Raw genomic sequence first — 24212 nt, 5'->3', positions numbered from 1 at the left:
GTCAGCGCAGGAAGTCCGGGATGTCGAGGCCGTCGCCGAACTCCTGGCCGGCGGGCTGGCCGACCGGGACGGGCTCGGTGACGACCCGCTGCTCGGAGCTGTCGGACCGCTCGGCGGGCTTCTGCGCGGCGGGCGCCGACTCCTTGGCAGCGGCCTGCTGCTCACGGCTGCGCAGCGCCGGCTGGGCGGCGTCGCGCTGCTTGGGCTCGCCACCGTCGAAGCCGGCGGCGATCACGGTGATGCGCACCTCGTCGCCGAGCGAGTCGTCGATGACCGTGCCGAAGATGATCTTGGCGTCGTCGTGGACGGCCTCCTGCACCAGCTCGGCGGCCTCGTTGATCTCGAACAGGCCGAGGTCGGAGCCGCCGGCGATCGACAGCAGGACGCCGCGGGCGCCCTCGATCGAGGCCTCGAGCAGCGGGCTGGAGACGGCGAGCTCGGCGGCCGTGGCGGCGCGGTGCTCACCGCGGGCCGAGCCGATGCCCATGAGGGCCGAGCCGGCGTCGCTCATGATCGACTTCACGTCGGCGAAGTCGACGTTGATCAGGCCGGGCGTGGTGATGAGCTCGGAGATGCCCGAGACGCCCTGGTAGAGCACCTGGTCGGCCTGGCGGAACGCGTCCAGCAGGCTGATGCTCTGGTCGCTGATCGACAGGAGTCGGTCGTTCGGGATCACGATGAGGGTGTCGACCTCCTCGCGGAGTCGCTGGACACCCACGTCGGCCTGCGCCGCGCGGTTGCGTCCCTCGAACTTGAAGGGCCGGGTGACGACCCCAATGGTCAGGGCACCGAGCGACCGCGCGATGCGCGCCACGACCGGCGCGCCGCCGGTGCCCGTGCCGCCGCCCTCGCCCGCCGTGACGAAGACCATGTCGGCGCCCTTGAGGGCCGCCTCGATCTCCTCGGCGTGGTCCTCGGCCGCCTTCTTGCCGATCTCGGGATCGGCGCCCGCGCCGAGGCCGCGCGTGGAGTCACGGCCCACGTCGAGCTTCACGTCGGCATCGGTCATGAGCAATGCCTGGGCGTCGGTGTTGATCGCGATGAACTCCACACCCTTGAGCCCGGCCTCGATCATGCGGTTGACGGCGTTGACACCACCGCCGCCGATGCCGACGACCTTGATCACCGCAAGGTAGTTCTGGACCGCCATGTCGTTCCCCTTCAAACCTTAAACTTCAAGTGGAGGCTTATAGTTATGTCAACCTCGTCGATGGTTTGACACTAGGTGGGCCGTCCGGACGATCGTCGATGACACGCCGTGTCGCGCGTGTGTTGTTGAACTCGATGCGGGTGGGGCGGCTGAGGGCGCGCGTCACTCGAGCGTCGTCGGGCGCTCGGGGGCGCTGACGTCGTAGCTGCGTGCGTCGATCTGCAGCAGCGGACGCAGCACCGACAGCTTGGCCTGCGCCTCCTCCGCGCTCCCCCACACCACGGTGCGGTCCTTCGACAGGGCCAGCTCGATCGAGTCGCGGGTCTCGGCCGTGATCGTGTCGGTGTCGCCGAGCAGGTCGCGATCCCCCGCGGCGATGTCCGCGGCCACGCGTGCCGTGGCGGCCACGACGCGGCGGTCCTCGATATCGACGTCCAGCTCGGGCAGGTGCCGAGGACGAGAGTTCAGCGGACGGTAGATCACGCCGGAGGGGTCGACGGCCCACGGCGTGCCCGAACGGTCGACCCACGCGACCGCGTCACGCTCGGTCACCACGATGCGGATCGTGTGCGGCAGGTCCCGCTCGACCTTCACGGACTCGACCGGCTTGAGGGTCGCGACCCGTTCGGCGATCGCGTCGGTGTCGACCCGCAGCACCGGCGTGCCCAGGGGAACCTCGGCGGTGCGAACGACTCGGTCGACCGGCACGTGCTCGGTGCCGCTCACGGTGACCTCACGGGACTCGAAGACGCTCGAGAACCAGATGGCCCACACGGCCCCGGCGACGACGAGCACCAGCAGGACCACGCCGGCGATGCGCCACCGCGAGCGGCGACGCTTCAGGCGGAGCTTCTCGGCGAACCGGTCACTCATCGCCGGAGTCCCGCAGCAGCTCGAGCAGGGCCGGCCCGACCGTGGTGACGTCCCCGGCGCCCAGGGTCAGCACGAGGTCGCCCGACCGGACCAGCGGCAGCAGGAATCCCGGCACGTCCTGCACCGGTCCCCCGGCGACGGCGTGGGCACCGGCGGCCTCGACCACGAGCGCCGACGTCACGTCAGGATCGGCGGCCTCGCGCGCAAGGTAGAGGTCGGCCACGACGACGAGGTCGGCCGCGGCCAGCTCCTGACCCATGCGCGCCCCGAACAGGCGCGTGCGGCTGACCAGGTGGGGCTGGAACACCACCACGAGACGGTCGCCACCGGCCAGGGCCCGGGCCGCGGCGAGGTCGGCGGCGATCTCGGTGGGGTGGTGGGCGTAGGAGTCGACGACGCGCACGCCGGCGGCCTCACCCTTCGGCTCCATCCGGCGGGCGGCACCCGTGTAGGCCGAGAGGCCCTCGATCATCCCGATGAGGTCGTGGCCGAGCTCGCGGCCGATCGCCAGGGCCAGCAGCGCGTCGGCGGCGTAGTGGCGTCCCGGCACGGCCAGCACGACCTCGGTGGGCGGCCAGTTGCTGGCGGAGACCGTGAAGCGGGTCGTGGAGCCCACGACCTCCACGTCCTGGCCTCGCACGTCGGCGTCGTCGGCGAAGCCCGCCGTGACGAGGCGCGGGCTGTCGACGGACTCGCGCAGGCGCCGGCAGCCGGGATCGTCGGCCGAGATCGCCACGACCTCCTCGACCGTGCCCGTGAACTCGGCGAACGCCTGCTCGTACGCGTCGACGGTGCCCCACGTGTCGAGGTGGTCGGCGTCGATGTTGGTGATCACCGCGGCGTGCGGCCGGTAGTGCAGGAAGGCGCCGTCGCTCTCGTCGGCCTCGACGACGAACTCCGGACCCGCACCGCGGCGGGCGTTGGTGCCCAGTCCCGCGACCTCGGCGCCGATCGCGAAGGACGGGTCGGCACCGGCGCCCCGCAGCGCGAAGGTGAGCATCGCGGTGGTGGTGGTCTTCCCGTGGGTGCCCGCGATCGCGATCCGGCGGTCGCCCAGCATCGTGGACATGAGCCCGGCGGAGCGCGGCCACAGCCGCAGTCCGCGCCGCTGCGCCTCGACGATCTCGGGGTTGTCCTCCGGGACGGCGGTGGAGGCGATGACGGTGTCGCGGTCGGCGAGGTACGCCGCGTCGTGGCCCACGTGGCACGTGATGCCCGCAGCGCGCAGGCGCCCGAGCACCGCGGACTCCTTGCCGTCGCTGCCGGTCACGTCGACACCGGCCTCTTGCAGGAGCAGGGCGATCGCCGAGAGACCGGCCCCGCCGATCCCGATGAGGTGCACGCGACCGAGGCGGTCGGCGGGCAGGACCTCGCTCGGCAGGTCGATCCTCACCGGCGCTCCTCCCCCGCGCGGTGCACCAGGTCGGCGAGGCGCTCGGCGGCGTCACGCCGCACGATGCCCGAGGCGGCCCGGGACATGCGCTCGAGGCGCTCGGGCGAGGTGACCAGCGAGACGACCGCGCTGTCGACCCAGGCCGGCGTGAAGGCCGCGTCCTCGATCAGCAGCGCACCTCCTGCCCCCACCACGGGGTGCGCGTTGAGGGCCTGCTCACCGTTGCCGATGGGCAGCGGCACGAACACGGCAGGCAGGCCGACGGCGGCGACCTCGGTGACGGTGTTGGCGCCGGAGCGGCACACGACGAGGTCGGCCGCGGCGTAGGCCAGGTCGATCCGGTCGATGTACTGCTCGACGACGTAGGGCGGGTCACCCTCACGACGGTCGAGGTCGACCTCCTCGGGACGGCCGGCCGCGTGCAGGACCTGCACCCCGGCGTCGGCGAGGTCGCGGGCCGCGGCGGACATCGTGGTGTTGATGCGGCGCGCGCCCTGCGAGCCGCCGGTGACCAGGATCGTCGGCCGGTCGGCGTCGAGGCCGAAGTGCGCGCGCGCCTCGGCGCGCGCGGCATGACGGTCGAGGTCGGCGATCTGCCGGCGGATCGGCAGGCCGATGTAGGTGGCGTGGCGCAGATCGGTCTCGGGGAAGCTGGTGGCCACGTGACGCGTCAGGCGCGCGCCGAGCTTGTTCGCGATGCCGGGCAGCGCGTTGCCCTCGTGCACCACGAGGGGCAGCTTGCGGCGGCGGGCGGCGAGGTAGGCCGGCACCGAGACGTACCCGCCGAAGCCCACGACGACGTCGGGACGGAAGCGGTCGATGACGTCGAGGGTGGCCGAGACCGAGCGGCGCAGGTTCGCCGGCAGCCTCACCAGGTCGGCGTTCGGGCGACGCGGCAGGGGCACGGGCGGCACCAGCTCGAGCGCGTGGCCGGCCTGCGGGATCAGGGTGACCTCGAGACCGCGGGGCGTGCCGAGGCAGACGATGTCGTCGCCTCCCTCGGCCAGGACGGCGGCGGTGGCGAGCAGCGGAGACGTGTGACCGGCGGTACCACCGCCGGCGAGCAGGACACGCACGGTCAGCGACCCACCGTGCGCTGCTTCTTGCGCGCCTTCGCGCGACGCGAGGTGGACAGCGCCCGTGCGGCGCCCGGTTCGGTGGTGGCGCAGTTGGCCAGGAGGCCCAGCGCGGCGAGTGTGGCGATCATGCTGGACCCACCGTACGAGATGAGTGGGAGCGGGACGCCGATGACCGGCAGCATGCCCAGCACCATGCCGATGTTGATGACGGCCTGGGTCGTGAGCCAGATGGTGATGCCGGCGGCCAAGTAGCGCGCGAAGCGGTCGCGGCTGCGGTGCGCGATGCGAAAGCCCGTGTACGCCAGCAGGCAGAACAGCACGAGGATCACGAGGCTGCCGGCGAGGCCGAGCTCCTCGCCGATCACGGCGAGGATGAAGTCGGTGTGCGCCTCGGGCAGGGCACCCCACTTCTGGCGGCTGCTGCCCAGGCCGAGGCCCCAGAAGCCGCCGCGGGCGAAGCCCATCATCGCCTTGATCGCCTGGTAGCCCGACTGCTCGGGATCGGCCATCGGGTTGAGGAACGACATGAACCGGTCGACGCGGTGCTGGGCCGTGGCGACGAAGAACAGCAGCAGGACGACGAGTCCGGCGCCGAAGCCGAGCATCGGCTTCAGCGGCAGCCCGGCCACCCAGAGCATGCCCGCGATGATCGCGAACAGGATCACGGCGGTGCCGAGGTCCTTCTGGAACACGACCAGGCCCGACACGGCGCCGGCGATCGGGACGACCGGCGTGATGACGTAGCGCGGCGTGCCGAGGTGACGGTGCCGTCGCGTGTAGAGGTCGGCGATCCACAGCACGATCGCGAGCTTTGCGAACTCCGACGGCTGCAGGTTGAAGCCGGCGAACAGCGGGATCCAGTTCCGGTTGCCGTTGATGTCCATGCCCAGGGGCGTGAAGGTCAGGCCGATGAGGAGCACGACGACGAGGAGCGCCGGTCGCGCCAGCTGCCGCACCCGCGCCAGGGGGATGCGCATCGCGATGACCATGGCGACCAGGCCGACCACGGCGAAGATCGCCTGGCGGCCGAAGATCTCGAAGGAGTTGCCGTACACCCGCAGGGCGAACACCGAGCTCGCGCTCAGCACCATGATCAGGCCGAGTCCGAGCAGCAGGCCGGTGGTGCCCAGCACGAGCTGGTAGGAGGCGAGCGGACGCTCGAGCAGGGTCCGCACGGTGTCGAGGGTGCTCGACGACCGCCGAGATGCGGTGGTACTCATGGCGTTCCTTCGGGGAAGAGAAGAGAAACTGCTCACCAGTGTGGCCCGTGGGACGGCGTGCCTCGGGGACCTGCGGGCGCGTGTCGCCCGAGGACCCGGTCAGGCCCCGCCGACGGGCGCGCGCGCGGGGCTGGTCGGTGACCGGTGCCGGGCGTACGGTGGATCGATGGGGCTCGACTCGGACTTCCCGGTCGCACGCATCACGGACCCGGACGATCGCGTGCCGATCTACTTCGGGCGGCGGGTCATCGGGCACCTGGGACCCGCCGACGCCTTCCACTCGTCGGCGACCAACGTCACGTGCCGCATCAGTCGCCGCAACGGCGCTTGGTACAGGCTCTGGAACCCCGGCGGGTGGGACCCGACCGCGACGTCGGCCTACGTCTCGACCGCACGCACCTTCCTGCAGAACGTGGACGCCCCGAACCCGATGCACGACTGCGTGGGCAACACCGACTCCCCCGGGCCGCCATGGTGGCGCGATGTCGTCGTCGCCACCACGATCGCGGGCAGCGTCCTCGCGGCGATCGCGGCACGACGGTTCCTGCGCGAGCGGCTCCCGCGTCCCCCGATCCCGCCGCCCGTCGAGAGGCCCGGAGCGGGACCGTGAGCGTGCGGTGGGGTCAGTCGCGGCCGAGCCGGCGCACGGCCTCCGCGAACGCATCGCCGCGGTGGGCGTAGTCGCGGAACTGGTCCATCGAGGCGGCGGCCGGCGCGAGCAGGACGGTGTCGCCTGGGCGCGCGAGCCGGCGAGACGCGGCGACGACCGAGTCCATGAGGGAGTCGGCGTCGGCCCCGTCGGCCAGCTCCACCGGGACGTCGGGCGCGTGCTCGGCCAGCGCGGCCGCGATCAGCTCGCGGTCGGCGCCGATCAGGATCGCGCCACGGATGCGATCGCGAGCGTCGCGGACGAGGTCGCCGTAGGACGCGCCCTTCGCCAGTCCACCGGCGACCCACACGACCTGGTCGAACGCCTGCAGGGAGGCGCGCGCCGCGTGCGGGTTGGTGGCCTTGGAGTCGTCGACCCAGCGCACCCCGTCGGCCTCGGCCACGGTGCTGATGCGGTGGGGGCCCAGCCGGAAGGCGCGCAGACCGTCACGGACCGCGACGGCGGGGACCCCATGAGCCCGCGCCAGCGCCGCGGCCGCCAGGGCGTTCTGCACGTTGTGCGGCGAGGCGTCGTCCAGGTCGGAGAGCGCCGCCAGCTCGGCGGCGCTGGTGGCGCGCTCCTCCACGAACGCACGGTCGACCAGCAGGTCGTCGACGATGCCCACCATGCCGCGGTCGGGGATGCCGAGGGTGAAGCCGATGGCGCGGGCGCCCTCGACGACGTCGGCCTCCTCCACCAGGTGCATCGTCGCCTCGTCGGCGACGTTGTAGACGCACGCGCGCTGGACCTGCTCGTAGACCTTGCCCTTCGCGGCGGCGTAGGCCTGCGCCCCGCCGTGCCAGTCGTAGTGGTCGGGGGCCAGGTTCAGCACGGCGGCCGCCTCGGCCGACATCGACTGCGTCCAGTGCAGCTGGAAGCTGGAGAGCTCGACCGCGAGCACGTCGCGGCCCTCCGGATCCATGACGGCCTCGAGGATCGGCGTGCCGACGTTGCCGACGGCCTGGGCGCGCAGGCCGCCCGCCTGCAGGATCGCCTCGAGCATCTGGACGGTGGTGGTCTTGCCGTTCGTTCCCGTGACGGCCAGCCACGGCGCCGGGTCGCTGCCGCGCAGGCGCCAGGCCAGCTCGACCTCGCCCCACACCGGGATGCCGCGTCCAGCGGCCGCGGTCAGCAGGGGTGCACTCGGGCGCCAGCCCGGCGAGGTGACCACGAGGTCGACGTCGCCCGGAAGCGCGGCCGTGGTGCCGGTGCCGAGGCGCACGTCGGCGCCGAGGACCTCCAGCAGGTGGGCCTGCTCGCGACGCTGGTCATCGCCCTCGGACTCGTCGAGCACGACGACGCTGGCGCCGAGGTGGTTCAGGGTGTCGGCGGCGGCGAATCCACTGACGCCGAAGCCCGCGACGACCGCGCGGACGCCCTCCCACGAGGAGTCGCGGTGCAGCGACGTGACGTCACGCTCAGAAGGCACCGACGACCCACTCCCAGTAGAAGAGGCCGATGCCCGAGATCACGCAGATGCCGCTGATGATCCAGAACCGGACCACGATCGTGATCTCGGCCCAGCCCTTCAGCTCGAAGTGGTGCTGCAGCGGGGCCATCCGGAAGATCCGCTTGCCGCCGCTGATCTTGAAGTACCCCACCTGCAGGATCACCGAGAAGGTGATGATGACGAACAGTCCGCCGAGCACGATGAGCAGCAGCTCGGTGCGGGTCATGAGCGCGAAGCCGGCCATCAGGCCGCCGAGCGACAGCGAGCCGGTGTCGCCCATGAAGATCTTGGCGGGCGAGGCGTTCCACCACAGGAAGCCGAAGCACGCGCCGGTGACCGCGGAGGCGACCACCGCGAGGTCGAGGGGGTCGCGCACCTCGTAGCACTTGGGACCGGGGTCGAGCAGGAAGCAGCTCTGGTTCGACTGCCACACGTTGATCAGCACGAAGGCGCCGAACACCATGACGGCGGCGCCTGTGGCGAGGCCGTCGAGCCCGTCGGTGAGGTTCACGCCGTTGCTGGCGCCCGCGATCATGAGCAGCACCCAGACGATCAGCAGGACCGTCGGCAGCTCCCACGACAGGTCGCGGGTGAAGGAGATCGCGTGGGTGATCGGGGTCTGGCCGTTGTCGTTCTCCCAGCCGATCGCGAGCACGGCGAAGACGAGGCCGACCAGGATCTGGCCGATCATCTTGGCCTTGCTGCGCAGCCCCAGGTTGCGCTGCTTGGCGACCTTGATCCAGTCGTCGAGGAAGCCGATCACGCCCAGCCCGACGAACAGGAAGAGCAGCAGGATGGCCGAGGCGCTGGGCTCGTAGCCGGTGACGAGCTTCGCGATCGCGTAGCCGAGCACGGTGGAGATGATGATGACGAGTCCGCCCATCGTGGGCGTCCCTCGCTTCACGTGGTGCGACGTGGGACCGTCGTCGCGGATGAGCTGTCCGTAGCCCTTCTTCACGAGGACGGCGATCGCGAAACGGGTGCCGACGAGTGTGCCGACGAGCCCCACGACTCCCGCGATCAATACGGCCAGCATCGCTTCCGTTGTTTCCTTCCGTGCGTGTCAGTCGCGCAGCAGCGCTTCGACGACCCGCTCCAGACGGGCCCCCCTCGATGCTTTCACAAGCACCACGTCACCGGCGTTCAGGCTCGCAGAGAGCTCACCCACTGCCGACTCGACATCGTCCACCAGCACGCCGGCGGGTCCAGCGCCCCGAGCGATCTCGGCGGCTCCGGCACCCACGGCGATGACCCGGGCGATGCCCAGGTCGGCGGCCAGGCGACCGATCCGATGGTGCTGCTCGGGCGACTCCTCGCCCAGCTCCAGCATCTCACCGAGGACGGCGGTGCCACGGCCCGGGGCCAGCCCGGCCAGCGCCCGCAGCGCCGCGGCCATCGACTCGGGATTGGCGTTGTAGGCGTCGTTCACGACGACGACTCCCCCGCGCGTCTCGTGGCGCTCCATGCGCATGGGCGAGGTGGCCCGCGCGGTGGCGAGCGCCTCCACGGCGGCGGCGGGCGGGACGCCCAGGGCGGAGGTGGCCGCGACCGCGGCGACGGCGTTGATCGCGTGGTGCTCACCCAGCTGCGGGACGGTGGCGTCGAGGACCGTGCCGTCGACCTCGAGCCGGAAGTGCGGGTGACCCGACGGATCGAGGACGACGTCGCCCGCGAGCCGCACGCGGCCGGCGCGGCCGAAGGTCAGCACCGTGCCCTGCGTGCGCGAGGCCATCGCCGCGACCCGCGGGTCGTCGGCGTTGAGGACGGCGGTGCCGTCGGGTCCCAGCGCCTCGACCAGCTCGCCCTTGGCCTGGGCGGTGCGCTCGAGTCCGCCGAACTCGCCGGCGTGCGCCGTGCCGACGTTGAGGACCACGGCGACGTCGGGTGGCGCGATCGCGCACAGCGAGGCGATGTGGCCGATCCCCCGCGCGCCCATCTCGAGCACCAGGTGACGCGTTCCGGCGTCGGCGCGCAGGACGGTCAGGGGCACGCCGAGCTCGTTGTTGAACGAGCCCTCCGGCGCCACGGTGGCACCGTGCGCGGCCAGGATGTGGGCCATCAGGTCCTTGACCGAGGTCTTGCCCTGCGAGCCGGTGACGGCGACGACGTCGACATCGGTGTCCGCCCTGAGCGCCGCCAGCCGGTCGGCCGCGAGGCGGCCCATCGCGGTGACGGGGTCCTGGACGATCACGTGAGGGCCCGCGACGGGGCGCGTGGCGATCGTGGCCACGGCACCGGCCTCGAGGGCGGTCTGCACGAAGTCGTGCCCGTCCACCCGCTCGCCCGGGATCGCCACGAAGAGCGAGCCCGGGGCGGCGCGTCGCGAGTCGATGACGACCGCGCCCTCGACCGCGAGGGTGTCGTCGCCCTCCACCCGCCCGTGCGTCGCGGCGGCCACCTGGGCGAGGGTCGTGCGGATCACGTCGTGCCGCCGATCAGGGAGACGAGCACCTCGCGGTCGTCGAAGGGGTGGACGACGTCGCCGACCTGCTGGCCGCGCTCGTGACCCTTCCCCGCGACCACGACGGTGTCACCCGTGCGGGCCTGCCCGACGGCGGTGGCGATGGCCTCGTGGCGGTCGCCCACCTCGAGCACCTGCGCCGCCCCGCGCTCCGCGCCGGCCAGGACCTCCGCGCGGATCCGTGCCGGGTCCTCGGTGCGGGGATTGTCGTCGGTGACGATGACGACGTCGGCGAGCCGGGCGGCCACCTCGCCCATGAGGGGCCGCTTGCCCTTGTCGCGATCACCGCCGGCGCCGATCACGACGATCAGCCGTCCTGCCGTGACGGGCCTCAGCGCACCGAGGACCGCCTCGACCGCCTCGGGCTTGTGCGCGTAGTCGACGACCGCGGTGAAGGGCTGGCCGGCTTCGACCCGCTCCATGCGGCCGGGGACGCCACGAGCGGCGGCGACACCCCGGACGAGGTCGTCGAGGTCGTGGCCCTCCCCCGCGAGCGCGACGATCGCCGCGACCGCGTTGGAGACGTTGAACGCGCCGGCCAGCGGGACCGACAGCTCGGTCTCGGCGCCGTCGGGCGCGATGAGCGTGACGTCGCTGCCGAGCCGGTGGGCCCGCACGTTGACGGCGCGCCAGTCGGCCGCCGCGCCCTCGGTCGAGAACGTGGTGACGGGCAACGAGGTCAGCTCGGTGAGCCGCCGACCGTGGGCGTCGTCGAGATTGATCACGGCGCGCCGGGCGTGCTCCGGCGTGAACAGCTCGGCCTTCGCGGCGAAGTAGGAGTCCAGGTCGTGGTGGAAGTCCAGGTGGTCGCGGCCCAGGTTGAGGAACACGGCCGAGTCCAGCACGAATCCGTCGACGCGTCCCTGGACGATGGCATGGCTGGACACCTCCATCGCGCACGCCGCCACCTGCTCCTCGGCCATGACCGCGAAGAGCGCCTGAAGCGCGGGCGCCTCCGGCGTGGTGAGGCTGCTGGCCGCCGGGCGTCCGGCGATGCGCGTGCCGATCGTGCCGATGACGGCCGAGTGCGACTCCCCCAGCGCGGCCTCGGCGAGGTAGGTGGTGGTGGTCTTGCCCTGCGTGCCGGTGACCCCGACCGTGGTGAAGCGGGTGCTGGGGCGGTCGTAGAAACGGGCCGCGAACTCGGCGAGGTGCGAGCGCGGGTGCTCCACGACGACCGTGGGGACGCCCACCGGCAGCGCCGCCGCGCCCTCGGCGTCGGTGAGGATCGCGACGGCCCCGGCCTCGAGCGCCTGGGGCGCGAAGCGGGATCCGTGCGTGGTCGCTCCGGGCAGCGCGGCGAACAGGTCTCCGGCCACGACGTCACGGGTGGAGAGGCTGATGCCGGTGACGGTCGCCTCGCCCGACACGGTGGCCGCGGGCAGCTCGGCGGCCACCCGCGAGAGGGGCCACGTGGGCCTGTCGTGCGGCCTGACCCTCATCTCGTCCACCCGCCCCAACTTACCGGGCGGCACGACGGCTACCAGTCCTGCTTGATCTTCGGCGGCTTGGCGCCCGTGGGCGTCACGCCGAACCGCTCCAGCGCCATCGACATGATGTCGTGGAAGACCGGGCCGGCCATCGAGCCGCCACCGGCGTTGCGCGGCGGCTTGTCGATCACGACGTACGTGATGAAGCGCGGGTTGTCGGCCGGCGCGAAGCCCATGAAGGAGATCGTGTTCTGGCCGCGGACGTAGCGCCCCGTGTTCGGGTTGACCCGCCAGGCGGTGCCCGTCTTGCCGGCCACGCGGTAGCCCTCGATCTGGGCGGCCGGCGCGGTGCCGTCGTCGGCCGTGACGGCCTCCATCATCCGGGTGACCTCGGCGGCGGCCTCGCGGGAGACGACCCGCCGGGACTCGCCCGCCGGGGTCTTCTCCACCGAGCCGTCGGCCTTCGTCAGCGAGTCGACGACCCGCGGCGTGCACATCACGCCGCCGTTGGCGATCGCGCCGACCGCGCGGACCATCTGGATCGCGTTGACCGACACACCTTGGCCGAACGAGGTCGTCGCGTGCTTGGCCTTGGTCCAGTCGCGCACCGGGGAGACGATGCCCACCGACTCCTCCGGCAGGTCGATGCCGCTGCGCGCGCCGAAGCCGAACTTGCGCAGGTAGGAGTAGAAGGTCGAGTCCGACATCTGCTCGGCCGCGACGATCGTGCCCAGGTTGGAGGACTTGGCGATGACGCCGGCGGCCGTGAGCTTCAGGGCGCCGTGCTGCCAGTAGTCACCGATCGGGAAGCCGTCGATGACCATGCCCGAGGGCACCTTGATCTTCGTGTCGGCCGTGACCTTGCCCTGGTCGGCCAGGGCCGCCATGGTGATCGTCTTCATGACCGAGCCGGGCTCGAAGACGTTGGAGACCGCACGGTTGACGAGCGTGTCGTCGCTGACGCCGTCGCGGCTGTCCGGGTTGAAGGTGGGCGCCTGCGAGAGCTGCACGATCTGGCACGTGCGGACGTCCATCGTGACGGCCAGGCCGTAGTCGGCGCCGGCCGAGCTGACGACGTCGCGCAGCCGCTGGTCGGAGTACCACTGCAGGTCGCGGTCGATCGTGGTGTTGACGTTCGCGCCCGGCACCATCTCCTTGACCGTGGAGTCAGCCATCGGGATGCGCTGGCCGGTCGAGGAGACCTCGTAGGTGGACGAGCCGTCCGTGCCGGTCAGCCCGGCGTCGTACTGCATCTCGAGGCCGGCGATGCCCTTGCCGTTCTCCTCGGTGATGCCCAGCACGTTCGCCGCCAGCGAGCCGCCCGGGTAGCTGCGCAGGCTCTCGGTCTCGGTGAAGACGCCGGTGTAGTTGGCCTCGGCCACCGCCTTCACGGCCTTGCGAGCCTCGTAGGCCGGCAGGTCCTTGACCAGGTAGACGAACTTCGAGTCAGGGGTGCGGAGCTTCTGGATCGTGTCGAAGTAGTCGATCTCGTCGCCCAGCTTCTCGTGCAGGATGCGCGCGATCTCCGGGGCATTCTCCGCGGTCATCGACGGGTCGGCCGTGATGGTCAGGCCGTCGGTGCTGGTCACCAGCTCCTCGCCGTTGCGGTCGACGATGTCCCCGCGCGGCGCCGGGATCACGGCCTTGCGGGTGCCGGCCTCGATCGCCATCGCGGCATAAGCCTTCGTGTCGACGGCCTGGATCTGGAAGAGCCGGGCGCCGAAGATGACGAACAGGGCCAGAACGCAGATGACCAGGACGCGCAGGCGGCTGCGGGTGATGGCGAGCGGCATCAGCCGGCCCTCCTGACGTTGGTGTCGGGTTCGGCGGGGACGGGCTCGCCGATGACCTTGCCGTCGGCGAGTCGCAGGAAGACAGGGTTCGCGTTGGGCACCATGCCCTCGCTCAGCGCTCGGTCGGCCAGGCCGGAGGGGCTCTGCATCCGGTCCACCTCGGTGGCGAGCTGCTCCCGCTGGGCCTGCAGGAGCGTGGAGCGCTGCTGCAGCTCGTCGATCTTGAACGCCTGCGCCTGCATCGCGGTGCTCAGCAGGATGAGGCCGACCAGTCCGGCGGCCAGGATCGAGAGCACGACGACGACGAACGGGGCGCGGCGCGCGCGCACCCGCACCGGGCCGACCAGCTTGAGACCGACGTCGCGGGCGTCACGACCGCGGGCCGCGAGGCCGGACGCGAGCGCGGAGGAGCGGGCGGCCGCCGAGCGGCTCAGGGCACGGGGAGACGTTGCGGTGCTCATCGGTTCTCTCGCTGGCGCTCGTTCATGGGGCGATCCGTTCGACAGCGCGCATCCGGACCGAACGCGCGCGGGGGTTGTCGGCGATCTCGTCCTCACCGGCCAGCTCGGCGCCCCGGGTGAGGGAGCGGAAGCGGGCCAGCATGGACTCGGGCACCACGGGGAGGTCCCGCGGAGCCGTGGACGTGGTGGCGGAGGTGATCACGCGCTTCGTGATCCGGTCCTCCAGCGAGTGGTACGACAGCACGACGACGCGCCCACCCACCGACAGCAGGTCGAGCGCGGCCGGCAGGGCGCGGCGGTAGACGCCGAGCTCGTCGTTCACCTCGATCCGCAGCGCCTGGAACGTGCGCTTGGCCGGGTTGCCGCCCGTGCGCCGCGCGGGCGCCGGGATGCAGCGACGGATGAGGTCGACGAGCTGGGCGCTGCGGTCGAAGGGCCGGGTCTCGCGCTCGGTGACGATCTCCCGGGCGATGCGGCGGGCGAACTTCTCCTCGCCGTACTCGCGCAGGATCCGGGCGAGGTCCTTCTCGTCGTACGTGTTGAGGACGCCGGCCGCGGTGAGCTCGTCCTCGGAGTTCATCCGCATGTCCAGCGGGGCGTCCTGGGCGTAGGCGAAGCCACGGTCGGCCAGGTCGAGCTGCATCGAGGAGACGCCGAGGTCGAACAGGACCCCGTCGACCGTGGTGCGGCCGCTGTCCGCGACGACCTCGGGGATCTCGTCGTAGACGGCGTGGGCCGCCTCGAAGCGGTCACCGAAGGGAGCCAGCCGCTCCCCCGCCCGGCGCAGCGCCTCGGGGTCGCGATCGACGCCGATGACGTGCAGGGACGGGTAGCGCGTGAGCATCGCCTCGGCGTGTCCACCCAGGCCGAGCGTCGCGTCGATGATCACCGGGTGCTCGTGACGCTCCACCACGGGGGCGAACTCCGACACGACGCGGTCCAGCATCACCGGGACGTGCCGGGCGCTCATGCGCTCGCCTCGTCCAGGCAGGCCGGCAGGGCGATGGGGCCCGATCCCCGCCTGCAGAGTTCTGACGCCGGGGAAGTGACGTCAGAACCCCTCAGGCGGGCATCGCGCCCCACCGCGGAGGTGCTCAGAAGATCCCGGGGAAGATCTCCTCCGACAGGTCGGCGAAGCCCTCCTCGTGCTCGTCGGAGAAGTCGTTCCAGCGAGCCGAGTCCCAGATCTCGAACCGCTCGCCCGTGCCCACGACCGTGCAGTCGCGGTCCAGGCCGGCCCAGTCGCGCAGCAGCTGCGACACGGGCACGCGTCCCTGCTTGTCCGGCGTCTCGTGCGCCGCTCCACCGAAGAGCATGCGGACGAAGTTCCGCGCCTGCCGGTTCGTGAACGAGGCCTGCCGGGCGCGTCCGGAGAAGTCGTCGAACGCCTCGGGCGTCCAGCCGTAGATGCAGTGCTCCTGACCTCGGGTCAGCACCACACCGTCCGTGAGCAGCGGCCGGAACTTCGCCGGCAGGAAGAGCCGACCCTTCTCGTCGAGGCGCGGCGTGAAGGTGCCGAAGAAGTGCGTCGATGCCGGTGCGGTCATCGCGTCCTCCCTGCTCCACGTCGCTCTCCTCTGAGGTCGAAGTCCGGTGTTTCCACCACTACGCCCCACCTTAACCCACAACGCTCCACCATCCACCCGCTTTTCGTCAAGGGAAGGGCGTGTCGCGTGGGACGGGAACGAAAAAAGCCCGCCATCTGGGCGATGGCGGGCTGGTGGAGCGAAGTGGGGGAAGTCAGGTCATCGGGACCGTCTCGGGCGGGGCATGACGAAGGCCCCGCCGATCGGCGGGGCCTCGTGGAGCGTGCGTGTCGTGGTGGTGGATCAGATCCCGTCGTCCTGGCGGCGCTGCCAGCGCTCCTCCATGCGCTCGACGAAGGAGCCGGAGCCCTTCGGCGAGGCCGGGGCCGGTCCGCCGGCATCCTGGGCGCCACTGATGCCACGGCGCCAGGCTCGGACGAAGAAGTAGGCGGCGGCCACCATCGCCACGAAGCCCAGGGCACCGATCCAGGTCATCTTGGACACGGCTCCGCCCAGCAGCATGGCGACACCGGCCAGGAAGCCCACGACGCAGATGGCCGCGACACGGCGGTTGTGCGCGATCAGCTTGGAGCCGCGCAGCGTGGACGCGAACTCGGGATCCTCGGCGGCCAGCGACTGCTCCAACTGGGCGAGCAGCCGGGCCTCTTCGTCCGACAGTGGCACGGTGACTCCTTGGTCAGGGGTGTGAGGTCGATTCTAGGCGGGCCATGGTCTGCAAACCAGCCGAACGACCTGCGAACTGCGGAATCCGGCGAATCGTCTGCTCGAGCCCGAACAGCTCCTCGCGCGCACCGGCCGATCCGTCGACCACGACGCCCGGCACCTCGTCGCTCAGGACACGCACGCCCTGGCTCACGACAGGGGTGAGGCCCTGGCCGGAGAGCAGCTGCTCGAGCTCCTCGAGGTACCACCGTCGCGGGCCGAGGGTGTCGAGGTCCCAGGTGGCGTCGGGCACGGCGTCGACGAGGGCTCGGGCCGCGGCGAAGTCGCCCGCGGCGGCACGTGCGGTGATGGTGGCGACCCGTCCGGCGACGACGACGCTGAGCCAGCCGCCGGGCCGCAGCACGGCTCGCGCCGCACCCACGGCCTGGGCCGGGTCGACGACGTGCTCCAGCACGCCGTGGCAGATCACCAGGTCGACGCTGGCGGGCGGCACGTGCTCGGCCAGGTCGGTGGAGTCGCCGAGCCGTCCCTCGACGTCCACGCCGGCCTCGGCGGCACGCCGGGCGGAGGCCGCGAGGGCATCGGGGCTGGGGTCGACCACGACGACGCGGTGGCCGAGGGCGGCGACGCGGACCGCATCGGACCCCGTTCCCCCGCCGAGGTCGAGGACACGGAGGGAGCCCGAGCCGTCAGCGGCGGCGCCGGCCTGCACGAGCGCGTCGAGCACGGACTGCCACGCCAGCACTCCACGGATGGGACCCATGACGCCACCCTCCCACAGTCCCCCGGAGCGCGATCGAGGGCCGGTCCCCCGCGCGATACGGTCACGGCATGGACCTCGCCGCCCTCGTCTTCGCCACCGGCTGGGCCAGCGGCGTGAACGCCTGGGCCACCGTGGGGGTGCTCGGGATCGTGGCGCGTGCCGGCGGCTCGGAGTGGGTCCCGGCCGGCTTCGGCGACTGGTGGGTGATCGGCCTGAGCCTGGGCATGTTCACGATCGAGTTCGTCGTCGACAAGGTGCCGTGGCTCGACTCGGCGTGGGACGGCATCTCCACCGTCGTGCGTCCCGTGGTCGGCGCGGTCGTGGCCTGGAAGCTGGCCGAGTACGGCGGCGAGCTCGACCCGGCCCTGCTCGCCTTCCTCGGAGGAGGCACCGCGCTGGCCTCGCACGGGGTGAAGTCCGGCGTGCGCGCCGCGGTCAACACCTCGCCCGAGCCCTTCTCGAACGCCGCCCTCAGCGTCGGCGAGGACGTGAGCGTCGTGGCGGTGGTGCTGCTGGCGCTCGCGCACCCGTGGATCGCACTGGCCGTCACCGCCGTCGCGCTGGTGCTCGGCGTCTCGCTCTTCCTGTGGCTGTGGCGCGCCGTCCGCCGGGCGCGGGCGCGACGACGCGACAGGAGGGGATGACGGTGGCCCGGATCATCGTCGTGGGCAGCGGCTTCGCCGGACTGTCCGCCGCCGCGCGCCTGGCGAAGCTGCGTCACGACGTCACCGTCCTCGAGCGTGACGCCGAGCCCGGCGGGCTGCTGCTGGGCCGCACGATCGGCGACCGGCGCTGGGCCGCCGGACCCGACAGCGTCACCCTCCCGGGCGTCTTCCGCGACCTCTTCCGCAAGTCCGGCCGTCCCATGGACGCCCTCATCGCGATCTCGCCCTCGGGCCCGCGCCGCCACCTCGTCGGGGCACGCTGGCCCCGCCGCGCCACCGAGCTCGACCTGCCGTTCGGCACGCGCAGCGCCCAGCATGACGCGGTCACCGCGGCCCTCGGGTCCGATCCGTGGTCGCCCTGGGTCGACGAGCTCGCCGATCCGTGGGACACGGTGCGCCGGACCGTGTTCGAGGCGGTCCACGCCGGCGCTCCCGTCGCGGAGGCTCCCTTCGCGGATCGGTCGCTGCGTCAGGTGGCGCGCGCGGCCGGCGACCCGCGCCTGCGTCGGATCGGCGCCGAGCTGCCGGGCGTGGATGAATCGGGCCCGTCCGTCCTGGCCGTCTGGCACTACGTGGAGCGGAACTTCGGCCGGTGGCGGTTCGACGGTGGCAGTGCCGGGCTGGCCACCGCGCTGCTGACGCGACTGCGGGAGCGGAAGGTCTCGGTCGAGACCGGCGTCGAGGTGGCGGAGCCCGCGGTGTCCTCCGGTGTCGTCGACGGCGTCGTGCTCGCCGACGGCTCCCACCGGGCGGCCGACGTCGTCGTGTGGGCCGTGGGATCGGGTCCGAGCACGTCCCGCGCCCTGACCGCCGTGCGACTCTCGGGGGCCGACGTCCCCGAGGACCTCGTGGTGCATGGGCGCGACGTCGTGCGCGGGTGGAGGTCGGACGACGACGGCTGGGTCCTCGAGGCCCCGACGGGCGTCGATCCGCTCGAGGAGCTCGCCCGGGTCGGGCTCGACCTGCGACCTCACGTGACGTGGCGCGAGACGGTTCCCGCTCCCCCGGTGCTCACCGAGCTCCCACTCGCCGCGCGAAGTCCTCGCGACGGACTGTGGCTCGTCGGCGCCGCCGCCGCACCCGGGGCCGGCCTCGAGATCACCGGCATGGGCACCGCCGCGCTGGCCGCCCACCTCGGTGCCGCTCCGCGGTAGGCGAAGTTTCCCCTGTTAACAGGGGAAACCACCGCCTTGCGGGGGAAGTTTCCCCCGCAAGGCGGTGGGAAACCCCGCACGGTGGGGTCGGGGGGGGTCAGACGAGGCCGTCGGCGCGGAGCTCGTCGAAGATCTCGCGCGTGGCGGGCGACCGGTTGAGGGTCATGAAGTGCAGGCCCGGGGCGCCGCCGGCGAGGAGGTCGCGACACAGCTGCGTGGCGAGCTCGATGCCCTTGGCGCGGACGGCCGCCCGGTCGTCGGCGATGGGCTCGATCTGGTCGAGCACCTCGCGCGGCATCTCGGCTCCGGACAGCTCGGCCATCCGGGCGACCTGGCCGAAGTTCAGGATCGGCATGATGCCCGGGATGATCGGCAGGTCGCAGCCGCGGTCGCGGACGCGCCGCACCAGACCGAAGTAGTCGTCCGCGCGGAAGAACAGCTGCGAGATCGCGAAGGACGCCCCGGCGCGCGACTTCGCGACGAGCACGTCGGCGTCGTCGTCGAGGCCGCCGCAGTCGGGGTGGCCCTCGGGGAACGCGGCCACGCCCACCGACAGGCCGCCGACCTCGTGGACGAGGGCGACGAGGTCGATGGCGTGGTCCATGCCGTCGGGGTGCGGCTCCCACGGGGCCCGCGGGCCGCCCACCGGGTCGCCACGCAGGGCCAGGACGTGCTGCACGCCCGCCGCGACGTACTGCTTGAGCACCGTCTCGATCTCGCCGCGCGTCTGCCCGACGAGGGTCAGGTGACCGACCGGCGGCATCGGGGCCTCGCGCGCGATGCGCTCGGTGATGCGCACCGTGCGGTCCTGGCTCGTGCCGCCCGCGCCGTAGGTGACCGAGACGAAGGTCGGCTCCAGCGGCGAGAGGTCGGCGATCGTGCGCCAGAGCTGGGCCTCGCCGTCATCGTCCTTCGGCGGGAAGAACTCGAACGACACCGCAGGCCGATCGGCGGCCAGGGCCTGCAGGATCGGGTCGTCGAGCGCGGCGTCGAAGGAGTCGGGCATGCCCCCAACGGTATCGTCACCGACGTGAACAGCCCGGCAGCCGATCCCACCTTTCGGACAGCGGTCGCCCGACAGCTGGAGTCGTTCGTCGAGGACCAGCGAGAGCTGCTGACCGATCTGGACCCCGCCGTCGGCGACCTCGTCGACGCGGCCGTGGACTTCACCGCCGGGGGCAAGCTCTTCCGGCCCACCTTCTGCCACGCCGGCTGGCTGCTGGCCGGAGGCGCACCGGCGGACGATCGGGTCGCCGCCGCCGGTGCCGCGTTCGAGTGGCTCCAGGGCAGCGCCCTCGTGCACGACGACCTGATGGACGGATCGGACACCCGACGCGGCCGCCCGAGCGTCCACCGCGACTTCGAGGCACGCCACGTCGCGGCGAACGGCCACGGCACCGCCGACCAGTTCGGCGCCCGCGTGGCGATCCTCGTGGGCGACCTGATGCTGTCGTGGGCCGACGAGCACCTCCGGCGCGCCGAGCCCGACGCCCGCACGGCCCGCCTGTGGGACGCCTGCAAGTCCGAGGTCGTCTCGGGCCAGTTCCTCGACGTGCTGGCCCAGACGCGCGACCGGCTCGACGTCGAGAGCGCGATGCACGTGATCCGCTTCAAGTCGGCCAAGTACACGATCGAGCGGCCCTTGCACGTGGGCGCGGCGCTCGCCGGCGGGGACGACGCGCTGCTGGCCCAGCTCACCGAGGTCGCCCTCCCCCTGGGCGAGGCGTTCCAGCTGCGCGACGACGTGCTCGGCGTCTTCGGCGACCCGGCCGACACGGGCAAGCCGACCGGCGACGACCTGCGCGAGGGCAAGCGCACCGTGCTGGTCGCCCGCACCGCCCAGGTGTGCGGCGACGACCGCGTCCTGGCCCTGCTCGGCACCGAGGAAGGCGTGGACGAGCTGCACGAGCTCATCGCCTCCAGCGGCGCGCTGGCCGAGGTCGAATCGGACATCGATCGCCTCGTCGGCCGGTCGCTGCGCGCGATCGACGCGATCGGCCCGTCGGCGGCCGCGGTGCTCGAGCCGCTCGTCGACGCGGCCGTCCGACGCGTCCGCTGACCCGGCGGATCACGGGGAATCGGGTCCGAGCCCTTAGAATCAAGGTGTTCCAAGGGAGGCGGGCATGACGCTCACGGATGACGACGCACTGGTCGGGCGCACGCTCGACCAGCGTTACGTGATCCACGAACGCATCGCCCGCGGCGGCATGGCCAGCGTCTTCCGTGCCACCGACCTGCGTCTCGACCGGATCGTCGCGGTGAAGATCATGCACCCCGACAGCGACCTCGAGGACAATCCCGAGCGCTTCGTCCGCGAGGCGCAGTCGGCGGCGAAGCTCAATCACCGCGGCATCGTCTCGGTCTACGACCAGGGCGTCGACGGCGAGACGATCTACCTCGTCATGGAGTACGTCCCGGGCCGCACCCTGCGCGACGTGCTGCGCGAGGAGGCGCCCATGCCTCCGCGGCGGGCGCTGTCCTACCTCGAGCCGGTGCTGATGGCCCTGTCGGCCGCGCACGACGCGGGTCTGATCCACCGCGACATCAAGCCCGAGAACGTCCTCATCTCCACCACGGGCGAGGTGAAGCTGGCCGACTTCGGCCTGGCCCGCGCGATCAGCAACGAGTCCACCTTCGACGGCGTCCTCGTGGGCACCGTCTCCTACCTCGCTCCCGAGGTGATCACCCACCAGGGCGCCGATCCGCGCACCGACGTCTACGCGTGCGGCGCGATGCTGTTCGAGATGCTCACCGGCTCCAAGCCGCACACGGGCGACTCGCCCCTGGCCGTGGCCCACCTGCACGTCAACGAGGACGTCGCCGCGCCCTCCACGCTGCAGCCGGGCATCCCGCCCTACCTCGACGCGCTCGTCCGCCGGGCCATGACACGCGACCGAGGGCGCCGCTCCCCCGACGCCCGGGTCCTGCTGCACCAGCTGCGCCAGGTGCAGCGCGCGCTGGCAGCGGGCCTCGCGGACGATCCCGAGCTCACCCAGGACCTCCTCCCTGGGTCCGGCCCCACGCCCGCCGAGTTCCCGACGCTCGACGGCGCGCCCGCCGACGTCGAGATGACCACTCCGGTCACCTCCCTCTACGACATCGGCCGCGAGCAGCCCACCGCCGCCGTCCACGAGCCCACCACCACCTTCGGCGGGGCCGTCGTCGCCACCCGTCCGGCCGCGTCGGCCGTCGCCGAGGCGCCCTCCGGCCGGCGGCGCCGCGGCCCGGTCCTGCTGCTGGTGGCGCTGGCCGCTCTCGCTGCCACGGCCGTGCTCGGCTGGTACCTCGCGATCGGGCGCTACGAGACCGTCCCCAACCTCGTCTCCCTCGACCAGGCCGAGGCCGTCAAGACCGCCGAGGCCGCCGGCTTCACCGTCGACATGGGCACCCCCGCGTACTCCGAGGTCGTCGAGAAGGGCGCGGTCGTGTCGACCGACCCCGACGCCGGCTCGCGACTCCTGCCCGACGAGGCGATCACGCTGGTGGTCTCCAAGGGCAAGGAGCGGTACGAGATCCCCAACATCCAGGGCCGCACGCTGTCGGAGGCCGAGACGATCCTGGGCTCCCTGAACCTGCGGGTGGGCGAGGTCACCCAGCAGTTCAGCGACAAGATCCCGACCGACGGCATCGTGAAGTCCACCAGCCACAAGGTCGGCGACCGGGTCAAGCGCGACACCGCCGTCGACCTCGTCGTGAGCAAGGGCCCCAAGCCCATCGAGATCGCCGACCACACCGGCGACCCCGCCGACGAGGCGAGGGCCGACCTGGAGCAGCAGGGCTTCGTCGTCCGCACGGTCGAGCAGTTCAGCAACACCGTGAAGAAGGGCGTCGTGATCTCGCAGACGCCGTCCGCCGGCACCGGAGTGCGGGGCGACACGATCGCGCTCACGGTCTCCAAGGGACCCGAGTCGGTCGCCGTGCCCGACCTGCGCGGCATGACCGAGGCCGAGGCGCGCGCCGCCGTCTCGGCGGTGGGACTGAAGCTGAACGCCGCGAAGAACCCGTTCTCCGGGGACGACGCGCGCGTGCAGTACCAGATGACCGACGCCGGCAAGAAGGTCAAGCCGGGGTCGACCGTGACGGTCTTCCTGTCCTGACTCGCGTCAGGCCGTGATCACGAGCGGCCGGCGAGCATCTCGGCGACGAGGAACGCGAGCTCCAGCGACTGCGCGCGGTTGAGGCGTGGGTCGCACAGGGTCTCGTAGCGGTGCTCCAGGTCCTGCGCGGACAGCTTCATCCCGCCGCCGAGGCACTCGGTGACGTCGTCACCGGTGAGCTCGACGTGCAGGCCGCCCGGCCACGTGCCGAGCGCCCGGTGGACCTCGAAGAAGCCGCGGACCTCGTCGATGACGGCGTCGAACTCGCGCGTCTTGTAGCCGTTGTCGGTGGCGAACGTGTTGCCGTGCATGGGATCGGTGACCCACGCGACCTCGGCGCCCGCGGCCGTGACCTTCTCCACGAGCGTGGGCAGCAGGTCGCGGATCTTCTCGGCGCCGAAGCGGGTGATGAAGGTGACCTTGCCCGGCACGTGCTCGGGGTTGAGCTTCTCGTAGAGCGCGAGCGCGTCGTCGGCGGTGCTCGTGGGGCCGAGCTTCACGCCGATCGGGTTGGCGATGCGGCTCAGCAGCTCGACGTGGGCGCCGTCCAGCTGGCGGGTGCGCTCGCCGATCCACACGAAGTGGCCCGAGACGTCGTAGGGCAGGTTGGTGCGCGAGTCGATGCGCGTGAGGGCGTGCTCGTACTCGAGCACGAGAGCCTCGTGCGAGGAGTAGAAGTCGACCGTGTGCAGCTCGTCGGGATCCGAGCCGATCGCGTCCATGAACGCGAGGGCACGATCGATCTCGTCGCCGATGCGCTCGTAGCGCTCGCCCACAGGGCTGTTGCGCACGAAGTCGGTGTTCCACGCGTGCATCTGGCGCAGGTCGGCGTAGCCGCCGGTGGTGAAGGCGCGCGCGAGGTTCAGCGTGGCGCTGGACGCGTGGTAGACGTCGAGCAGCCGCTGCGGGTCGGGGTGACGCGCCTCGGGCGTGAAGTCGAAGCCGTTGACCGCGTCGCCGCGGTAGGCCGGCAGCGTGACGCCGTCACGGGTCTCGGTGTCGCTGGAGCGCGGCTTGGCGTACTGACCGGCGAGGCGGCCGACCTTGACCACCGGCACGCTCGCGGCGTAGGTCAGGACGACGGCCATCGAGAGCAGGACCCGCAGCTTGTTGCGGACGTTCTCGGCGGTGACGCCCTCGAAGGTCTCGGCGCAGTCGCCGCCCTGGAGGAGGAACGCCTCGCCCCGGGCCACGGCCGCCATCTTGTCGCGCAGGGAGTCGCACTCACCCGCGAAGACCAGCGGCGGCATCTTGCCCAGCTTCTCGACCGCACGATCACGCGCGTCGAGGTCGGGGTACGTCGGCTGCTGGGCAGCGCCGATCGCACGCAGTTCTTCCAGGCTGGGAATGCTCACCTGCCAAGA

22 protein-coding genes are annotated in these 24212 nt (G+C 72.1%); 5 read left to right on the top strand and 17 right to left on the bottom strand.

Annotated elements, in window-relative coordinates; all coding sequences use genetic code 11:
- Position 1: 1 nt before the first annotated feature.
- From ftsZ to ftsW, 5 genes are all read right to left on the bottom strand, one after another.
- Positions 2–1150, bottom strand: coding sequence for a cell division protein FtsZ (ftsZ, locus tag B5D60_RS14040; protein WP_078700737.1), 1149 nt, complete (start codon positions 1148–1150; stop codon positions 2–4).
- A 162-nt stretch (positions 1151–1312) separates the two neighbouring features.
- The gene (locus B5D60_RS14035; RefSeq protein WP_078700736.1) at positions 1313–2023 is read right to left on the bottom strand and encodes a cell division protein FtsQ/DivIB; all 711 of its coding nucleotides are present in this window, start codon (positions 2021–2023) and stop codon (positions 1313–1315) included.
- On the bottom strand, positions 2016–3416 hold the full coding sequence (murC, locus tag B5D60_RS14030; protein ID WP_078700735.1) for a UDP-N-acetylmuramate--L-alanine ligase: 1401 nt from the start codon (positions 3414–3416) through the stop codon (positions 2016–2018). Before murC ends, B5D60_RS14035 begins: the two co-directional genes overlap by 8 nt.
- Positions 3413–4492, bottom strand: a complete 1080-nt coding sequence (gene murG, locus B5D60_RS14025) for an undecaprenyldiphospho-muramoylpentapeptide beta-N-acetylglucosaminyltransferase (RefSeq protein WP_078700734.1) — start codon at positions 4490–4492, stop codon at positions 3413–3415. Before murG ends, murC begins: the two co-directional genes overlap by 4 nt.
- Before the next feature lie 2 nt (positions 4493–4494).
- Complete coding sequence (gene ftsW, locus B5D60_RS14020; protein WP_078700733.1) at positions 4495–5715, bottom strand: putative lipid II flippase FtsW; 1221 nt, start codon at positions 5713–5715, stop codon at positions 4495–4497.
- 166 nt (positions 5716–5881) lie between these two features.
- On the opposite strand from ftsW, the gene B5D60_RS14015 reads away from it, so the two are divergent.
- The gene (locus tag B5D60_RS14015; RefSeq protein WP_078700732.1) at positions 5882–6325 is read left to right on the top strand and encodes a hypothetical protein; all 444 of its coding nucleotides are present in this window, start codon (positions 5882–5884) and stop codon (positions 6323–6325) included.
- Between the two features lie 13 nt (positions 6326–6338).
- Here B5D60_RS14015 and murD read toward each other — a convergent pair whose 3' ends face one another.
- The 10 genes from murD to B5D60_RS13965 form a co-directional block, all read right to left on the bottom strand.
- On the bottom strand, positions 6339–7793 hold the full coding sequence (gene murD / locus B5D60_RS14010; RefSeq protein WP_078700731.1) for a UDP-N-acetylmuramoyl-L-alanine--D-glutamate ligase: 1455 nt from the start codon (positions 7791–7793) through the stop codon (positions 6339–6341).
- Positions 7783–8850, bottom strand: coding sequence for a phospho-N-acetylmuramoyl-pentapeptide-transferase (mraY, locus tag B5D60_RS14005; RefSeq protein ID WP_078700730.1), 1068 nt, complete (start codon positions 8848–8850; stop codon positions 7783–7785). The genes murD and mraY overlap by 11 nt, the downstream gene beginning before the upstream one ends.
- A 27-nt stretch (positions 8851–8877) precedes the next feature.
- A complete protein-coding gene (locus B5D60_RS14000; protein ID WP_407922769.1) occupies positions 8878–10233 on the bottom strand; it encodes a UDP-N-acetylmuramoyl-tripeptide--D-alanyl-D-alanine ligase in 1356 nt (451 codons plus the stop codon).
- Positions 10233–11717: a UDP-N-acetylmuramoyl-L-alanyl-D-glutamate--2,6-diaminopimelate ligase gene (locus B5D60_RS13995; RefSeq protein ID WP_078701453.1), complete on the bottom strand. Its 1485-nt coding sequence runs from the start codon at positions 11715–11717 to the stop codon at positions 10233–10235. Before B5D60_RS13995 ends, B5D60_RS14000 begins: the two co-directional genes overlap by 1 nt.
- Positions 11718–11755: 38 nt before the next feature.
- The gene (locus B5D60_RS13990; protein WP_078700728.1) at positions 11756–13498 is read right to left on the bottom strand and encodes a peptidoglycan D,D-transpeptidase FtsI family protein; all 1743 of its coding nucleotides are present in this window, start codon (positions 13496–13498) and stop codon (positions 11756–11758) included.
- The gene (locus B5D60_RS13985) at positions 13498–13959 is read right to left on the bottom strand and encodes a hypothetical protein (RefSeq protein WP_078700727.1); all 462 of its coding nucleotides are present in this window, start codon (positions 13957–13959) and stop codon (positions 13498–13500) included. Before B5D60_RS13985 ends, B5D60_RS13990 begins: the two co-directional genes overlap by 1 nt.
- A 22-nt stretch (positions 13960–13981) precedes the next feature.
- A complete protein-coding gene (rsmH, locus tag B5D60_RS13980; RefSeq protein ID WP_078700726.1) occupies positions 13982–14929 on the bottom strand; it encodes a 16S rRNA (cytosine(1402)-N(4))-methyltransferase RsmH in 948 nt (315 codons plus the stop codon).
- Between the two features lie 124 nt (positions 14930–15053).
- A complete protein-coding gene (gene mraZ, locus B5D60_RS13975; RefSeq protein ID WP_078700725.1) occupies positions 15054–15506 on the bottom strand; it encodes a division/cell wall cluster transcriptional repressor MraZ in 453 nt (150 codons plus the stop codon).
- 282 nt (positions 15507–15788) lie between these two features.
- Positions 15789–16169 (bottom strand): DUF3040 domain-containing protein, encoded by a 381-nt coding sequence (locus B5D60_RS13970; protein ID WP_078700724.1) that lies wholly within the window; start codon positions 16167–16169, stop codon positions 15789–15791.
- 13 nt (positions 16170–16182) lie between these two features.
- Positions 16183–16932 carry a class I SAM-dependent methyltransferase gene (locus B5D60_RS13965; RefSeq protein ID WP_078700723.1) on the bottom strand — a complete coding sequence of 250 codons (750 nt, stop codon included), beginning with the start codon at positions 16930–16932 and terminating at the stop codon, positions 16183–16185.
- 68 nt (positions 16933–17000) lie between these two features.
- On the opposite strand from B5D60_RS13965, the gene B5D60_RS13960 reads away from it, so the two are divergent.
- Together B5D60_RS13960 and B5D60_RS13955 are read left to right on the top strand one after the other, a co-directional pair.
- Positions 17001–17576 carry a DUF4126 domain-containing protein gene (locus B5D60_RS13960; RefSeq protein ID WP_078700722.1) on the top strand — a complete coding sequence of 192 codons (576 nt, stop codon included), beginning with the start codon at positions 17001–17003 and terminating at the stop codon, positions 17574–17576.
- 2 nt (positions 17577–17578) lie between these two features.
- Positions 17579–18751 carry a phytoene desaturase family protein gene (locus B5D60_RS13955; RefSeq protein WP_172806371.1) on the top strand — a complete coding sequence of 391 codons (1173 nt, stop codon included), beginning with the start codon at positions 17579–17581 and terminating at the stop codon, positions 18749–18751.
- A gap of 97 nt (positions 18752–18848) precedes the next feature.
- Here B5D60_RS13955 and metF read toward each other — a convergent pair whose 3' ends face one another.
- Positions 18849–19757 carry a methylenetetrahydrofolate reductase [NAD(P)H] gene (gene metF, locus B5D60_RS13950; RefSeq protein WP_078700720.1) on the bottom strand — a complete coding sequence of 303 codons (909 nt, stop codon included), beginning with the start codon at positions 19755–19757 and terminating at the stop codon, positions 18849–18851.
- A gap of 24 nt (positions 19758–19781) precedes the next feature.
- On the opposite strand from metF, the gene B5D60_RS13945 reads away from it, so the two are divergent.
- Both B5D60_RS13945 and pknB read left to right on the top strand, forming a co-directional pair.
- A complete protein-coding gene (locus B5D60_RS13945) occupies positions 19782–20810 on the top strand; it encodes a polyprenyl synthetase family protein (protein ID WP_078700719.1) in 1029 nt (342 codons plus the stop codon).
- Between the two features lie 64 nt (positions 20811–20874).
- Positions 20875–22848 carry a Stk1 family PASTA domain-containing Ser/Thr kinase gene (pknB, locus tag B5D60_RS13940; protein ID WP_078700718.1) on the top strand — a complete coding sequence of 658 codons (1974 nt, stop codon included), beginning with the start codon at positions 20875–20877 and terminating at the stop codon, positions 22846–22848.
- A gap of 17 nt (positions 22849–22865) precedes the next feature.
- Here the strand turns inward: pknB and B5D60_RS13935 are convergent, their stop codons facing one another.
- Positions 22866–24203: a class II 3-deoxy-7-phosphoheptulonate synthase gene (locus tag B5D60_RS13935; protein WP_078700717.1), complete on the bottom strand. Its 1338-nt coding sequence runs from the start codon at positions 24201–24203 to the stop codon at positions 22866–22868.
- Positions 24204–24212 lie beyond the last annotated feature (9 nt).

It is taken from the genome of Aeromicrobium choanae (genome assembly GCF_900167475.1).
GTDB classification, from domain to species: domain Bacteria; phylum Actinomycetota; class Actinomycetes; order Propionibacteriales; family Nocardioidaceae; genus Aeromicrobium; species Aeromicrobium choanae.
The sequence above is the reverse complement of the archived record's forward strand: the minus strand, read 5'-3'. Positions and strand labels throughout refer to the sequence as shown.

Bases quoted from the DNA above. Each gene is read 5' to 3' on its own strand.
- B5D60_RS14015 (WP_078700732.1), top strand. From the start codon at position 5,882: ATGGGGCTCGACTCGGACTTCCCGGTCGCACGCATCACGGACCCGGAC.
- mraY (WP_078700730.1), bottom strand. From the start codon at position 8,850: ATGCTGGCCGTATTGATCGCGGGAGTCGTGGGGCTCGTCGGCACACTC.
- B5D60_RS13995 (WP_078701453.1), bottom strand. From the start codon at position 11,717: ATGAGGGTCAGGCCGCACGACAGGCCCACGTGGCCCCTCTCGCGGGTG.
- ftsW (WP_078700733.1), bottom strand. From the start codon at position 5,715: ATGAGTACCACCGCATCTCGGCGGTCGTCGAGCACCCTCGACACCGTG.
- B5D60_RS13960 (WP_078700722.1), top strand. From the start codon at position 17,001: ATGGACCTCGCCGCCCTCGTCTTCGCCACCGGCTGGGCCAGCGGCGTG.
- rsmH (WP_078700726.1), bottom strand. From the start codon at position 14,929: ATGAGCGCCCGGCACGTCCCGGTGATGCTGGACCGCGTCGTGTCGGAG.
- B5D60_RS13985 (WP_078700727.1), bottom strand. From the start codon at position 13,959: ATGAGCACCGCAACGTCTCCCCGTGCCCTGAGCCGCTCGGCGGCCGCC.
- mraZ (WP_078700725.1), bottom strand. From the start codon at position 15,506: ATGACCGCACCGGCATCGACGCACTTCTTCGGCACCTTCACGCCGCGC.
- metF (WP_078700720.1), bottom strand. From the start codon at position 19,757: ATGCCCGACTCCTTCGACGCCGCGCTCGACGACCCGATCCTGCAGGCC.
- ftsZ (WP_078700737.1), bottom strand. From the start codon at position 1,150: ATGGCGGTCCAGAACTACCTTGCGGTGATCAAGGTCGTCGGCATCGGC.
- B5D60_RS14035 (WP_078700736.1), bottom strand. From the start codon at position 2,023: ATGAGTGACCGGTTCGCCGAGAAGCTCCGCCTGAAGCGTCGCCGCTCG.
- pknB (WP_078700718.1), top strand. From the start codon at position 20,875: ATGACGCTCACGGATGACGACGCACTGGTCGGGCGCACGCTCGACCAG.
- B5D60_RS13965 (WP_078700723.1), bottom strand. From the start codon at position 16,932: ATGGGTCCCATCCGTGGAGTGCTGGCGTGGCAGTCCGTGCTCGACGCG.
- B5D60_RS13990 (WP_078700728.1), bottom strand. From the start codon at position 13,498: ATGCCGCTCGCCATCACCCGCAGCCGCCTGCGCGTCCTGGTCATCTGC.